Raw genomic sequence first — 13,979 nt, forward strand, 5'->3', positions numbered from 1 at the left:
GCCGCGGCATCCGTCGATTCTAGTCGTCGGAGCCGGGCCGGCCGGACGATCCGGGCTCGTCCCCGGCGGCGCGCTCGAACTCCCGGTCCCACTCGCGCAGCTCTTTGCGACGGCCGATGAGTCCGTCGAGCGACACCTGGAAGTGCAGTCCGCGCCGGGCGTTGACCTGCTTGATGTTCTCGACCAGCTCGACCGAGAACGCCGCCACCGCGCTGCGCACCTCGTCGATGCGCTCGGCCGGGTCGTCCCACAGATCGGGGTGGATGAGGATGTCGAGCAGGTAGTCGCGGTCGAGCGCGCCGGTGAGCTTGCGCAGCGTCTCGCCGTACTCGACGGCGGCCGTCGCGCGCTGCCCCTCCTCGCCCTTGCGGTCGAGGCGGTCGAAGAGCTCGGTCGTGTGCGAGGCGATGCGGCCCACGTCGGCGGCGACCTCGCCCGCCTGCGGCACACCGCCCGCGCCTGCGTGCGCGTACTCGGCGCTGAGCATCTGCAGTGTCTGCACGTGCGCGCGGACCGGCTCCGGGAGCGGATGCCGCACCGCGGCGCCACCCGTGCGGCGACGCCGCGAGCGCATCACGCCGAAGAGCGCGCCACCCGCGGCGAGCAGCACCACCGCGCCGACCGCGATGCCGATGAACGGCCCGGCGTCGGCGCCGCCGGACGACGGTGCGTCGGGTGCGAGGGCGATGACCCCCTGGATCGTCTCGGTGAGCGCGGCGTCGACGTCGGCCGCCGACAGCTCCGCCTCGTTGGCGACCCGCATGGCCTCGCCCGGCGAGAGCACGCGGGAGCCCGCCGACAGGTCGTCGCCGACCGCGACGATGATCGTCGCGGTCCCCGGGTGCGCGGCCGCCAGTTCGGAGACGATGTCGGGGCCGGATGCCTCGAGCGCGGCGTTGTCGGAGAAGACCGCCACCCCGATCGACTCGTCGCCGATCTGCTGGGCGAGCTGGTCGCGAAGCGATGCCGCATCGGCGACCTCCGACGACACGTACACGTTGCCGGAAGCGAGCGCATCGACGGCGTCGTCGACGTAGCCCTGGCCGTCCATCGCGCTGTGCATGCTCGCCGTCGCCTAGAAGTTGTTGATGACCGAGGCGAACACGAGATCGATCTTCGCGGCGTCCGACGCGTCGAACCACTGGCCGCCGGTGGCCTCGGCGATCCGCTGCAGGGCGCCGGTGTCGGCACCCTCGCCGTACGCGATCGGGAAGATCCGCACGGGGGCGTCGTCGCCGCCCTCGCGCGTCGTCTTGCCGATCTTCGCGACGAGCGAGTCGAGCGAGATCGACGAGTCGGTGTCCTGCCCGTCGGACAGCACGACGATCGCGTTGATGCGACCGGGCTCCGCGCGCTTGGTCATCTCGTCGTACGCCTGAGCGATCGCGTCGTAGAGCGGCGTGCCCTCGCGGTTCGCGAAGCGCAGGTCGTCGAGGGAGGCGTCGACCGACTCGCGGTCCGACGCGAGCGGCGTGACGTCGCGCAGCACGACGAGGTTCTCGCCCGCCGCGGATTCGACGCCCGTCGTGAACGCCCACACCCCGACCTCGTCGGTCGACCGGAAGTGGCCGAGCGTCGCCTGCGCGCCCTCGATGGCGCCGTCGAGCTTCGAGCGCCCGTCGCCGATCGGCTCGTCCATCGAGCCCGAGATGTCGATCACCTCGAGCACCGACGACGGCTTGCGGATCTGCGTCCACTGGTCGATGGCCGCCGAGACGACATCGACCTCGGGCCGCGGGAGCGAGATCGCCGGCCCCGCGGGGTCGACGCCGTACTCCGCGGTGAAGAGCTCGCCGAGCGGCACCGTCTCGTCGAGCGGGCGGAAGCCGAAGTCGGGCAGGATCTCCTGCGCGGCCTCGGTCTGCAGGAACGCGGCGAAGGCGGCGCCCGCCTCGGCCTGGACGTCGGTGACCCAGTCGGCGCGGAGCACCGTGATCGGGTTGTCGGACCACATCGAGCCGCCCGCCGGGTACACCGCGACGAGCTTCTCCTTCGGCGGCGTGAGCTCCTCGCCCGGCTGCACCGTGTGCGAGTCGGGGTTGCCCTGGTTGTAGTTGAGCAGCGACGTCTCTTCGAGCGCGACGGCCGAGACGTAGCCCGAGCCGCCCGCGCCGTTCTGGGTCTCGTCGTACAGCGTCGTGAGCACCTTGCCGGTCGTGTCGCCGTAGTGGATCACGCATTCCTCGAACACCCGCGAGAAGTCCGCGGCGGCCGCGACGTCGTCGGCGGTGAGCCCGTCGGTCTTGCCGGATGCCTCGTACGTCTGCATCAGGATCGCCGAGAGGCCGGTCGTGGAGGTGTTCGGGTTGGTCTTGGAGATCTTGAACGAACCCCACAGGTCTTTGCCGACGCTGCCCCAGCCCTCGGGGTCCTGGCACAGGCGCTCGAAGTCGGCGATGCCGATCGGCGACCCGGGGTAGCCGAGGGCCTTCGCCATCGTCTCGGGCACGCCGAAGACGATGGGCGTGTGGGTGAAGGACGCGGGCTCGCCGACGAGGGACGCGGATGCCGCAGCCGCCACCCGCTCGGTCCACACCGTCGATGCGGGCGACCACATGACGGGCCAGCGACGCGGGTTCTCGTCGGGCCAGTCCTGTCCCGAGGTGAGGAAGCGCGTCGCGTCGCCCGACGACACATTGATCGGGCGCACGGTCGCGCACTCGTCCAGCGCCTCGTGCTCGGGCGACTCCTTGAACGCGGCGGCGAGCGCGTCGAGCATGTTGACCTTCTCGGACGACGTCGCCACCACGACGCTCGTGCAGCCGTCGTCGGCGAAGTCGCCGTCGCCGAAGTCGCCTCCCTCGGTGCCCCCTCCGCCGAAGCAGGCGCTGAGGGCCAGCGCCGCGATGAGGATCCCGGCGCCCGCGGCACTCCGTCGTACGGGCGTGCGGACGCGCTCGGGCGAGAAAGACGAGGAGGCGGCGAGGACCCGCCGGCGTGGGGCTGGCATGGGGCCAGCCTAAGGGTGAACCTCGCCCGTCGCGGGCGCCGCAGCGAGCCTGTGGAGCGAGGTCGTCAGGAGACGAAGCCGATCGACATCGGGTACTTGTACCACTCGCCCCGGTTGGCCTTCACGGCCGCGACGATGCAGAACACGATGTTGAGCACGTAGGCCGCGAGCAGGATGAAGATGCCGATGATCACGACGGTCAGGACGGTGCCCACGACGTAAGCGATGAGCAGCGTCAGCTGGAAGTTCAGCGCGGTCGCGGAGTGCGCGCGCACGAACGGTCCGCGGTCCTTGAGCACCAGGAAGCCGATGAGCGGGGCGAGGAAGCCGAAGAACAGGCCGCCCAGGTTGATGAGGGTGGCCCAGAGCTTCTCGTCAGCCGGGTTCATCGGCTGGGGCTGCGGCGCGGCATACGGCGAGTGGGGCTGGTACGGCGGAGGCGTGGTCACCGCCTCAGCATAGGGGCGCAGCGGAGCGGGTACACGGGGGCTGACCCCCGAGTTCGCACGTCCGGGCCGCCGTTCACACCTCGCGCAGCGCGCCCCGGCCGACCTCGGCGATCGACGTGTGCCCCGACAGACCCAGCGTGATGTCGAGCTCGGCGAGGATGTTGCGCACGGCCTCGCGCACGCCGTCCTCACCGGCGATGCCGAGGCCGTACGCGTACGGGCGGCCGATCGCGACGGCCGTGGCGCCGAGCGCGAGGGCGATGAACGCGTCCGATCCCTGCCGCACACCCGAGTCGAAGATCACCGGCACGCGCCCGCCGATCCGCTCAACGACGGCGGGAAGAGCCTCGAGGGTCGGGACCGACTGGTCGATCTGGCGTCCGCCGTGATTCGACACCCACACGCCGTCGGCTCCGACGTCGACGGCACGCGCCGCGTCGTCGGGGTGCACGATGCCCTTGAGCAGGATGGGCAGAGTCGTCCATTCGCGCGCCTTGGCGAGGTCGTCCCACGTCAGCGCGGGGGTGGAGAACACGTCGAGGAACGTCTCGACCGCGGCGCGCGGCAGCGGCGAGCGGAGGTTCTCGCGCAGTCCGCCTCCGGTGAGCGCCGCGCCCTTGCGCGCGATCTTCACGCCCGCGGCCACCGTCTGCGGGGTGAGGCGCACCGGCGGCGCGGGCGGGGCAGCGGCATCCGGTCCCCTCCTCACCCGCTCGCGCACGAGCTGCTGGAAGACGGGATCACTCGTGTACTGCGCGATGCCCATGCCGCGCGTGAAGGGGAGGTAGGCGAGGTCGAGATCGCGCGTGCGCCAGCCGAGCAGGTGCGTGTCGAGCGTCACGACGACCGCTTCGCACCCGGATGCCTCGGCCCGGCGCAGCAGCGAGGCGTTGAGCTCGTCGTCGGCCGACCAGTACAGCTGGAACAGGCGGGAGCCGTCGGGCGCGGCATCCCTCACCTCCTCCATCGGGAACGAGGCCTGGTTGGAGAGGGTGTACGGAACGCCGAGGGATGCCGCGGCCCGCGCCACCGCGAGGTCGGCGTCGCCGTGCGCCATCTCCATGACACCGAGCGGCGCGAGCAGCAGCGGCGTCGGGCGTCGGCGGCCGAGGAAGTCGATCGACAGGTCGCGGGCGGCGACGTCGCGCAGCGGACGCGGCCACACCTGCCAGCGGCCGAATGCGGCGGCGTTGGCGCGCAGGGTGCGCTCGGCGCCCGCGCCGCCGGCGATGTAGGCGAAGGCCTCGGCGCTCAGCGCGCGGCGCGCCGACTCCTCGAGCCGGTCGGCGTCGACCGGGATGCCGGGCTTCGTGCCGCTGATCCCGGCGCGGTAGATCTCGGACTGCGTGCGCCGGGAGATGCCGCGCGCGGCGGCCGGGTCGTGGGGAGCGACGTTGCTCATGCGGCACAGCCTATGCGCGAGCAGGTGCCCCCGCCCTGCGGGCTGACGAAAGGGCGGGCTCCGTAGGAGTCCCGCCCTTTCCGGTGCTCCGACGCTGGGGTCGACGGAGCGATGGGGGTGTGTCAGGTCTGGCGGCGGATGAAGCGCATCAGCCAGGCGATGATCGCGATGATCACGATGACGATGCCGATCCACAGCAGGAACTTCGCTGCTTCGATGAACACTCCGAGCAGGAGGAGCACGATGCCGACGATGAGAAGGATGACTGCGAGTCCGGTCATGACCCCAGGTTCGCGGCATCCCACGCCTGCGTCGAGGGGTTGACAAACGCTCACGAGGAGTGCAAACCGGCGGATCGGGGAGCGTCGCGATGACCGGCTCAGGCGCCGAACCCGCACCAGTCGGCCACCCACGTGAGGATCTGGCCGCGGAGATCTTCGGATGCCGCGAGCTCGATCTCGCCGGGCTCGCCGTCGACCTCCACCTCGAGGTCGAAGATGGTGCCCCGCTTGTCCTCCTGCACGGCGTGCGGATCGCAGCGGATCGGGACGATCGGCAGCGACACCTCCGTCAGTCCGGTATCGCCCCCCCGGACCTCCAGCCCGATCGGAAACGTCTCGGGCGCGGTGTCGCCTCCGTCCTCGAACGTGATCAGGTTCGTGGTCTGGATGCCCGAGATCAGCACGGCCGATCGCCCTGTCGGCGCGATGCCGAGCATGAGCGCCGCCGGTTCCCCCGGCGGGGAGGGGTCGAAGTCTGTGAACGATACGTGGGCGGCCTCGGCGACGGCGGCCGCGCGGCAGTCGCGCACGTGGAGCGGCTCGATGAAGCCGATCGGGTCCTCGATGCCGGCCGACGCGCGCCCGGCGGCATCGCCCAGCGTGTAGTCGAGGGTCACCGTCGACCCGGCATCCTCCGATGCGTCCTGTCCGCATGCCACATCGGGCAGCTGGACCCGGATGCCGACGGTGCGGCCGGGCCCGATCGTGCTCTCGCGCTCCTCGACGCGGACGATCGGGGCGGCGAACCGCGGATCCTCGACCTCGACGGGACCGACGACCAGCGTCGCGTCGGTGCCGTTGCGCACCACGACCTGCGCCTGCCGTGCGGCGACGTCGGAGCGTCCCTGCTGCAGTTCGACGGTCACGCCGTCGGGCAGCGCGGTGCTCGGCGCCGGCGCCTCGCCGTCTGGCACCTCGCCCCCCGGCGCGCAGGCGGAGAGCGCCAGCGCGAGGAGGGCGGCCGCGACGATCGCCGCCGTGCGCACCCTCCGACGCGGCGTCATCGCGTCAGCGTCTCCCGCGCCACGGTGACGTCGTCGAGCGCGACCGGGTCGATCTCGACGCCGAGCCCGTGCCCGGTCGGCACGCCGACGTGCCCGTCTTCGAGCACCGCCGGCTCGGTGACGATGTCTCGCGTGTAGAAGCGGTTCGACGCCGACACGTCGCCCGGCAGGGTGAACCCGGGGAGAGCGGACAGCGCCGCGTTCGCCGCGCGCCCGATGCCGGTCTCGAGCATGCCCCCGCACCACACCGGGATGCCGGCATCGCGGCACAGATCATGGATCGCGACCGCCTCGAGATAGCCGCCGACGCGGCCGGCCTTGATGTTGATGATGGATGCCGAGCCCAGCGCGAGCGCGTCGGCGGCGGCCTTCGCCGAGACGATCGACTCGTCGAGGCAGACCGGCGTGCGCAGCCGGCGTGCCAGCACCGCGTGGTCGACGAGGTCGTCCTCCTGCAGCGGCTGCTCGATGAGCAGCAGGTCGAACCGGTCGAGCTCGGCCAGGGTGTCGGCGTCGGCGAGCGTGTAGGCGGAGTTCGCGTCCACCTGCAGCGCGATGGTGCCGAAGGCGTCGCGCACCGCAGCGGTGTCGGCGATGTCGCGCCCCGGCTTGATCTTGATCTTGATGCGCGCGTAGCCCTCGTCGAGGTACCCGCCGACCGCGTCGACCAGGGCCGACGGGTCGCGCTGGATGCCGACCGAGACGCCGCTGGGCACGCGGTCGCGCACCGCGCCGAGGTACTCGCCGAGCGCACGGCCCTCGCTGCGCAGCGCGGCGTCGAGCACCGCCAGCTCGAGCCCGGCCTTCACCATGCGGTGTCCGACGAACGGCGCGAGCGCGCCGGCGACCGCTTCGGGCGCGATCGTGCCGCGATCGAGAAGGGCGGGCACCAGGAAGCGCAGCGCGACATCCCAGGCGCTCTGCGTGTACTCGCTCGAGTAGAGCGGCGCGGCGCCGGTGACGATCTCGCCCCAGCCGTCGCCGCCGGCGGTCAGGGCGCGGACGACGATCACCTCGCGGACGGTCTCGGTCCCGAACGACGTCGTGAAGGGGGATACCAGCGGCAGGTGCAGAACGCGCAGCTCGAATCCTTCGAGGGAGACGGATGCCGCGGGCGTGGCGATGGGCATGCGCTCAGGCTACGCCCGGCCCGCGACCTGCCGCGCTCAGTGGGCGAGTCGCAGCGCGGGTGTCTCGGGGACCACCGGCACGAACGTGCCGCGTGCGCGGCGGGGTCCGCGGCGACGGCGGGGGGTGCGGTGGTCTTCGCGGCGAAGCTTCGCCGTCAAGGCCGCCATCATCAGCTCGATGTGCTCGCGCATGATCGTCTCCTCTTCTGCGTGGCTGCAGGAGAAGAGCGCACGGGCGGCGCGCTGATACGTCGATGTCAGTCGGGGATCTCGGCGAACGCCCGCACCGGGAACGTGCCGAACCCCTCCACGGCGGGCGGCGCGGCGGTGAAGCGCGCTCCGCGGGGCGGAAGCGAGCCGAGGTTCGTGAGGTGCTCGACGACGTGCACCCCGGCACCGAGCAGCAGCGAGTGCGCGGGGCGTTCCCCGCCCGACTCGGTGTCGTCGATGTTCAGCGAGTCGATGCCGACGAGCACGGCGCCGGCGTCGATGAGCCACTGTGCGCCCTCGCCGGTGAGGAACGGGGGCGCCCGAGCCGTACTCGGGCTGACCGAACCAGCGGTCCCAGCCGGTGTGGAGCAGCACGGCCGCACCGCGCACGTCGCGATCGGCGAGGGTGGCGGCCCGGATGCCGCGGCGCTCAGGCGACCACGCATCCTCGAGGTGGAAGACCTCGGCGCGCAGCCCGACCAGCGAAGACAGGTCGAGGCCCGCGAGGTCGGACCCGTTCGCGTAGCGGTGGAACGGGCTGTCGAGGTAGGTGCCGGTGTTGCCGATCATCGTGAGGATGTCCATCGCGAACTCCGTGCCCGGCGCGTACCGCGCACGGGAGTCCTCACGGGTGAGGTGCGGCGCGATCGTCGGCGCGGGCAGCCCCGGATACGTCACCAGCCCAGCGCGGATCGGGTGGCTGAGGTCGACGACCCGCGTGCCCACACCGGTCGCGGCCGCGGAATCGACGCCTCGGCTGCCGCGGTGCTCCTCCTCGACCACGCGCAGCCCGCGCAGCTCGACCTCGTCGACGAGCGCCAGGCCGAGATGCTGCACCAGCAGCCGGCCGATCTCGTCCTCCGAGACGTCGGGGGACGGCAGGTCGAGGCGGAAGCCGGTGCCGGCGAGCGCTCCCCCGTTGGCGAAGCGGATGTCGAAGTCGAAGTGGGCGCGATACTCGTGCATGTCGCGAGCCTAGAACCGAGCGGATGCCGCGGACTGCCGCATCCCGTCCGATTCCCGCCGTTCCGCGGTGGCTCCCTATCGCCTCGCGACGAACAGATACCCGCGCTCGTCGTCGAAGCCGCCGATGCGCAGGCCGTCGGCGATGTTCCGCATGATCTCGTCGCGCACGCGCACGCGCCAGGCCGCGGCGGCCGCGGGATCCTTGCGCCGCAGCGACTCGATGTCGTGCGGCACCGCGACCGACGCCACCACCCGATCGTCCTCCGGCGTCGGCACGGGCGGCGCGGCGAGCGCCCACGACACCATGATGCGGTCGGTCTCGTCGCCGCGGTTGATGCCGTCGTCCATGGCGCCGTAGTGGTTGACGAGGTACTCGGTGACGCGCGTGCCGAGCGTGCGCAGGTTGAAATGCGCGTTGCGGGCGACCAGCGGGTCGAAGGTCCAGGTGATGTGGCCGACCTCGCGGGCGAGCGCCCACTCGCGCTGGTGCTGCTTGAGCAGCCTGCCGAGGCCCCGGCTCTGCAGGCCCGGCAGCACACCGGTGATGTGGCTGTGCATGGTGCGCGCGGCGGGGGGCGCGAAGAAGGCGACGGATGCCCCGACCATGCGCTCGCCGTCGTACAGGCCGACCGCGTAATTGCCGGAGTGGGCCAGCGCGCGCAGCAGATTCGGCGGCATCCCGCCCCGGTCGCCGCCCCACACCTCGGCGAGCACGTTCGACGCGGTGTGGACGGCGTCGATCGTGTCGAGGGCGTGGATGTCAATGCCCGGCGGGGTCGCGGAGTCGGCCATGCGATCACGGTACTCCGGCCCGGGCGCTCGTCGCGCCGTTAGCCTGGACGGATGCGCGCGCGGGATGAGGACGACAGAAGAAGACTCACCCGGATGCCGCCGCAGGGCGCCATCGTGGCGGTCCTGGCCATCGCGGGCCTCGCCTCGTCCTTCATGTTCACGCTGGTCGTGCCGATCCAGTCGAAGCTGCCCGAGCTGCTCGACGCGAGCCGCGAGGACACCGCATGGGTCGTGACCTCGACCCTGCTCGCGGCGGCCATCATCACGCCGATCTCGGGCCGGCTCGGCGACATGTACGGCAAGCGGCGCATCGTGCTCGTGCTGCTCGCGCTGCTGGTGCTGGGGTCGGTGATCGCCGCGCTCTCGCCCGGCATCGTCGGCATCATCGTCGGCCGCACCCTGCAGGGTGCCGTCGTGGGCGTCGTGCCCCTCGGCATCTCGATCCTGCGCGACGTGCTGCACGAGAAGCGTGTCGACACCGCGATCGCCCTCATCAGCGCGACGCTCGGCGTCGGCGGCGCGCTCGGCCTGCCGATCAGCGCGTTCATCACCGAGCGCAGCGACTGGCACGTGCTGTTCTGGGTCGCCGCCGGTCTCGGCGCGGTGGTGTTCGCGCTCGTGCTGTGGATCGTTCCGGTGAGCGTGCTGCGCACCGCCGGCCGGTTCGACTTCGTCGGCGCGGCCGGTCTCAGCCTCGGTCTGCTCGGCATCCTGCTGGCGATCTCGCGCGGCAACGAGTGGGGCTGGTTCTCGCCGCCGGTGCTCGCACTCGGCGTCGGCGGTCTGGCCGTGCTGCTGGCCTGGGGCTGGTTCGAGCTGCGCATCGCCGAACCCCTCCTCGATCTGCGCGTCGCCGCGCGGCGGCCGGTGCTGCTGACCAACATCGCCTCGATCGCGATGGGCTTCTCGCTCTTCGCGTCGAACGTCGTCTACCCGCAGATGCTCGAACTGCCTGTCGCCACAGGCGGCTTCGGCCTTTCGCTGCTCGCCGCGAGCCTTGTCGTGATGCCCGCGGGCATCATGATGATGGTGCTCTCGCCGTTCTCCGGACGGATGGCCCGCACGGTCGGTCCGAAGCTGCTGCTCGTACTCGGCGCGATCTCGCTCATCGCCGCGTACGGGTTCACCCTGCTGTTCTCCTCGGAGGTCTGGCACCTCGTCGTGGCGAACGTCCTCATCGGCGCCGGCATCGGCTTCGGCTACGCGGCGATGCCGATGCTCATCATGCGGTCGGTGCCGCAGTCCGAGACCGGCGCCTCCAACGGACTCAACGCGCTCTTCCGCTCGCTCGGCACCAGCACCGCGGCCGCCGTCGTCGGCGCGGTGCTGGCGACCTTCACTGTGCCGTACGAGGGCACCGCGGTGCCGTCTGCCACCGGCTTCCAGCTCTCGTTCGTGCTCGGCGGCGTCGCGGCCGTCGTGGCGCTCGTGGTCGCCGTCTTCATCCCGCGGCACCGCTCGGCCCAGGAGCGGCATCCCTCTCTCCCGGAGTGACCGCGGTCCCACTGTCGAGCGGGCTGGCGGGCCGCTAGCCTGTCGTCATCCACCGGGGGGCGGCGACGGGAGCGATGATGAGCGAGCGCGACGATCGGGATCCGGAGCAGGTGCCGGTCGGGGCGCCGGACGGCGCGACGGCCGCCGGGGCCGAGGCATCCGCCACCACTTCCGGTGCCGTTGCCGCAGAGCTCAGCGGCACCGACGCGGCCGCCACCGCGGGCCCAGGCGACCACGACACGCGGTTCTTCGGACAGCCGTGGTCGCTCGTCCACATCTTCTTCGTCGAGATGTGGGAGCGGTTCAGCTTCTACGGCATGCAGGGGATCCTGCTGCTGTACATGTACTACTCCGTGACCGAGGGCGGGCTCGGGATGCCGGAGGCCACGGCCGCGGGAATCGTCGGCGCCTACGGCGGCACGGTGTACCTCTCGACGATCCTCGGCGCGTGGGTCGCCGACCGGCTGCTCGGTTCGGAGCGGGTGCTGTTCTACAGCGCGATCGTCATCATGGCCGGACACGTCGCGCTCTCGCTCATCCCGGGGTACTGGGGCCTGGGTGTCGGTCTCATCCTCGTCGCGGTCGGATCGGGAGGCCTGAAGGCGAATGCGACGGCGGTCGTCGGCACGCTCTACGCGCCCGACGACACACGACGCGACGCCGGCTTCTCGCTGTTCTACCTCGGCATCAACCTCGGCGCGTTCTTCGGGCCGATCCTCACCGGCTGGGCGCAGGTGACGTGGGGCTTCCACGCGGGCTTCCTGCTCGCAGCGATCGGCATGGCCGCCGGACTCATCCAGTACTCGTTCGGCCGGCGCGGCCTACCCAAGGACGCGAGCGTCGTCGCCAACCCGCTGCCGCGCAACCGCTACGGGCTGTGGGTGGGCATCGCCGTCGGTGCCGTGCTCGTGATCGTCGCTCTCGTGCTCCTGCAGGTGATCCGCGCCGACAACCTCGCGCAGGTGGTCATCCTGATCACGGTGATCGCCGCGGTCGCGTACTTCGCCGTGATCCTGTCGTCGCGAGCCATCTCGCCGGTCGAACGATCGCGGGTGTTCGGATTCATCCCGCTGTTCCTCGTGAGCGTCGCGTTCTGGTCGCTGTACCAGCAGCAGTTCACGGTGCTGACGATCTACTCCGACAAGCAGCTGGACCGCACCGTCTTCGGCATCGAGCTGCCGCCGTCGGTCATCCAGTCGATCAACCCGATCTTCATCATCATCCTGTCGGGCGTGTTCGCCGCGCTGTGGACGAAACTCGGCGCCCGGCAGCCGTCCACCCCCGTGAAGTTCGGCCTCGCATCGATCATCATGGGCATCGCGTTCCTGCTGTTCCTCCCCTTCACGGGCGGGGCACCGAACTCGACCCCGATGCTGGCGATCGTGGGAATCCTGTTCGTCTTCACCGTCGCCGAGCTGCTTCTCTCGCCCGTAGGGCTGTCGGTGACGACGAAGCTGGCACCGACGCGCTTCCACACCCAGATGGTGGCGCTGTTCTTCCTCTCGGTCGCCCTCGGCACGTCGATCGCGGGCTGGCTGGCGAGCTTCTACGACCCCGAGAACGACCCGCAGGGCGAAGTGCCGTACTTCCTCACGCTGGGCCTCATCGCGATAGCGGTCGGCGCCGTGCTGCTCATGTTCGTGAAGCCGGTGCTCAAACTGATGAGGGGCGTGCGCTGACGCACGCCCCTCACGGGCTCAGTGGCCGATCCGTCGATCAGACGCGGTCGTCGCCCTCGGAGTACGGGGCGGCGGGCTGTGCAGCCGGGGCGCCGTAGCCGCCGCTCATCGCCTCTGCATCACGCTCGGTGACGCCGTCGTGCACCTCACCGCGCCAGCCGCCGGTCTCGTGGCCGCGCTCCTCCATGAACGACTGGAAGCGCTTGAGGTCTGCCTCGGCCTGGCGCTCGTCGAGGTCGAGGGCGGCGCCCACCTTCTCGACGAACGTCTCAGGCAGCCACATCATCTCGAGATCGACGTGCGTGCCGCCATCCGCGTTCGGGCGGAAGGCGACGCGTCCGGTGTGGGTCTTCCCGTCGATGCTCGCCCACGCGATGAGCTGGTCGGGCACCTGCTCGGTGATCTCCGCCTCGAACTCACGGCGCACACCGCCGACGCTCACGACCCACCGGGTGCGGGTGTCGTCGAGCTGCGTGACTTCCTTCACGGCGTGCAGGAAGCTCGGGAACGACTCGAACTGCGTCCACTGGTTGTACACGGGCCGGATCGGCGCATCGACGTCGATATCGGCGCTCATCGTGCTGGTCTTGGCCATGGTTCCTCCCTGGATCTGCGGTCCGACCACGCTAGGCGCACCGGCACACGACCCGGAGGGGGTTGACGATCGACGTTCCGGCGTCTACCCCGCGTCACGGGCCCTGCGACGACAGGGCAGAATCGATGCATGGCCGCCCACAGCCCGCATCTGCTTCCCGACCACGCCTGCCTCATCGTCCACGGCAGCGACCGGCCCGGGATCGTGGCCGCGGTGTCGGCGCTCATCACGCGCAACCAGGGCAACATCGTCGCGTTCGACCAGTACTCCGACGACCCGACCGGCGGCGCGTACTTCCAGCGGGTGGTGTTCCACCGGCCCGACCTCTCCGCCGCGCTGCCCGGCATCGAGGCCGACCTCGCCCGCACCCTCGGCGAGGGCTTCGACCTCGAGTGGACGATCACCGACCAGTCCGTGCCGAAGCGCATGGCGATCCTCGCGTCGAAGCAGGACCACTGCCTGCTCGACCTGCTGTGGCGTCACCGCCGCGGCGATCTGCCGGTCACGATCCCGATGGTGATCTCGAACCACACCACCTCCGCCGACGACGTGCGCTCGTTCGGGGTGCCGTTCTTCCATGTGCCCTCGACGCCGGGGCCCGACAAGTCGGCGTCGGAGGCCGAGATCGTCAAGCTGCTCGCCGGCAACGTCGACTTCGTGGTGCTCGCGCGCTACATGCAGATCCTGTCGGCGGACTTCCTTAACAAGCTCGGCGTGCCGGTGATCAACATCCACCACTCGTTCCTGCCCGCCTTCATCGGCGCGGAGCCGTACAAGAAGGCGAAGGAGCGCGGCGTCAAGCTGATCGGCGCGACCTCGCACTACGTGACCGACGACCTCGACGAGGGTCCGATCATCGACCAGGACACCATCCGCGTGACGCACGGCGACTCGGTGGCCGAGCTCGCCCGCCGGGGTGCGGACGTCGAGCGTCAGGTTCTCTCGCGCGCCGTGCTGTGGCACGCGCAGGACCGCGTGATCCGCCACGGCAACCACACCATCGTCTTCTGACCCGGGCCGGGGCCAC

At 71.0% G+C, this 13,979-nt stretch carries 13 protein-coding genes; 3 read left to right on the top strand and 10 right to left on the bottom strand.

Annotated features, from left to right (window positions below):
* Positions 1-19 precede the first annotated feature (19 nt).
* The 9 genes from H9622_RS04365 to H9622_RS04410 all read right to left on the bottom strand — a co-directional run bounded on the left by H9622_RS04365 (position 20) and on the right by H9622_RS04410 (position 9,184).
* The gene (locus H9622_RS04365; RefSeq protein ID WP_191764585.1) at positions 20-1,063 is read right to left on the bottom strand and encodes a hypothetical protein; all 1,044 of its coding nucleotides are present in this window, start codon (positions 1,061-1,063) and stop codon (positions 20-22) included.
* Positions 1,064-1,075: 12 nt separating this feature from the next.
* Positions 1,076-2,950 (bottom strand): vWA domain-containing protein, encoded by a 1,875-nt coding sequence (locus H9622_RS04370; protein ID WP_191764587.1) that lies wholly within the window; start codon positions 2,948-2,950, stop codon positions 1,076-1,078.
* Positions 2,951-3,015: 65 nt separating this feature from the next.
* Positions 3,016-3,339: a DUF4870 domain-containing protein gene (locus H9622_RS04375; RefSeq protein ID WP_191765616.1), complete on the bottom strand. Its 324-nt coding sequence runs from the start codon at positions 3,337-3,339 to the stop codon at positions 3,016-3,018.
* A gap of 133 nt (positions 3,340-3,472) precedes the next feature.
* Positions 3,473-4,801 carry an alpha-hydroxy-acid oxidizing protein gene (locus H9622_RS04380; protein ID WP_191764589.1) on the bottom strand — a complete coding sequence of 443 codons (1,329 nt, stop codon included), beginning with the start codon at positions 4,799-4,801 and terminating at the stop codon, positions 3,473-3,475.
* A gap of 122 nt (positions 4,802-4,923) precedes the next feature.
* Positions 4,924-5,082: a hypothetical protein gene (locus tag H9622_RS04385; RefSeq protein WP_191764592.1), complete on the bottom strand. Its 159-nt coding sequence runs from the start codon at positions 5,080-5,082 to the stop codon at positions 4,924-4,926.
* Positions 5,083-5,180: 98 nt separating this feature from the next.
* Positions 5,181-6,086, bottom strand: a complete 906-nt coding sequence (locus H9622_RS04390; protein WP_191764594.1) for a hypothetical protein — start codon at positions 6,084-6,086, stop codon at positions 5,181-5,183.
* Complete coding sequence (gene menC / locus H9622_RS04395) at positions 6,083-7,216, bottom strand: o-succinylbenzoate synthase (RefSeq protein WP_191764596.1); 1,134 nt, start codon at positions 7,214-7,216, stop codon at positions 6,083-6,085. Before menC ends, H9622_RS04390 begins: the two co-directional genes overlap by 4 nt.
* Before the next feature lie 36 nt (positions 7,217-7,252).
* Positions 7,253-8,392, bottom strand: a complete 1,140-nt coding sequence (locus tag H9622_RS04405; RefSeq protein WP_225221546.1) for a cyclase family protein — start codon at positions 8,390-8,392, stop codon at positions 7,253-7,255.
* A gap of 75 nt (positions 8,393-8,467) precedes the next feature.
* Positions 8,468-9,184, bottom strand: a complete 717-nt coding sequence (locus tag H9622_RS04410; protein WP_191764600.1) for a GNAT family N-acetyltransferase — start codon at positions 9,182-9,184, stop codon at positions 8,468-8,470.
* 93 nt (positions 9,185-9,277) lie between these two features.
* Here H9622_RS04410 and H9622_RS04415 point away from each other — a divergent pair, with 93 nt between their 5' ends.
* Positions 9,278-10,678 carry an MFS transporter gene (locus H9622_RS04415; RefSeq protein ID WP_191765618.1) on the top strand — a complete coding sequence of 467 codons (1,401 nt, stop codon included), beginning with the start codon at positions 9,278-9,280 and terminating at the stop codon, positions 10,676-10,678.
* A 74-nt stretch (positions 10,679-10,752) separates the two neighbouring features.
* Positions 10,753-12,357 carry a peptide MFS transporter gene (locus tag H9622_RS04420; RefSeq protein ID WP_404802846.1) on the top strand — a complete coding sequence of 535 codons (1,605 nt, stop codon included), beginning with the start codon at positions 10,753-10,755 and terminating at the stop codon, positions 12,355-12,357.
* Between the two features lie 37 nt (positions 12,358-12,394).
* Here H9622_RS04420 and H9622_RS04425 read toward each other — a convergent pair whose 3' ends face one another.
* Positions 12,395-12,952: an SRPBCC family protein gene (locus tag H9622_RS04425; RefSeq protein WP_191764604.1), complete on the bottom strand. Its 558-nt coding sequence runs from the start codon at positions 12,950-12,952 to the stop codon at positions 12,395-12,397.
* Positions 12,953-13,081: 129 nt separating this feature from the next.
* Between H9622_RS04425 and purU the strand changes: the two genes are divergently transcribed.
* The gene (purU, locus tag H9622_RS04430) at positions 13,082-13,963 is read left to right on the top strand and encodes a formyltetrahydrofolate deformylase (protein ID WP_191764607.1); all 882 of its coding nucleotides are present in this window, start codon (positions 13,082-13,084) and stop codon (positions 13,961-13,963) included.
* The last annotated feature ends 16 nt before the right edge of the window (positions 13,964-13,979 follow it).

This window comes from Microbacterium gallinarum (genome assembly GCF_014837165.1).
GTDB lineage: Bacteria > Actinomycetota > Actinomycetes > Actinomycetales > Microbacteriaceae > Microbacterium > Microbacterium gallinarum.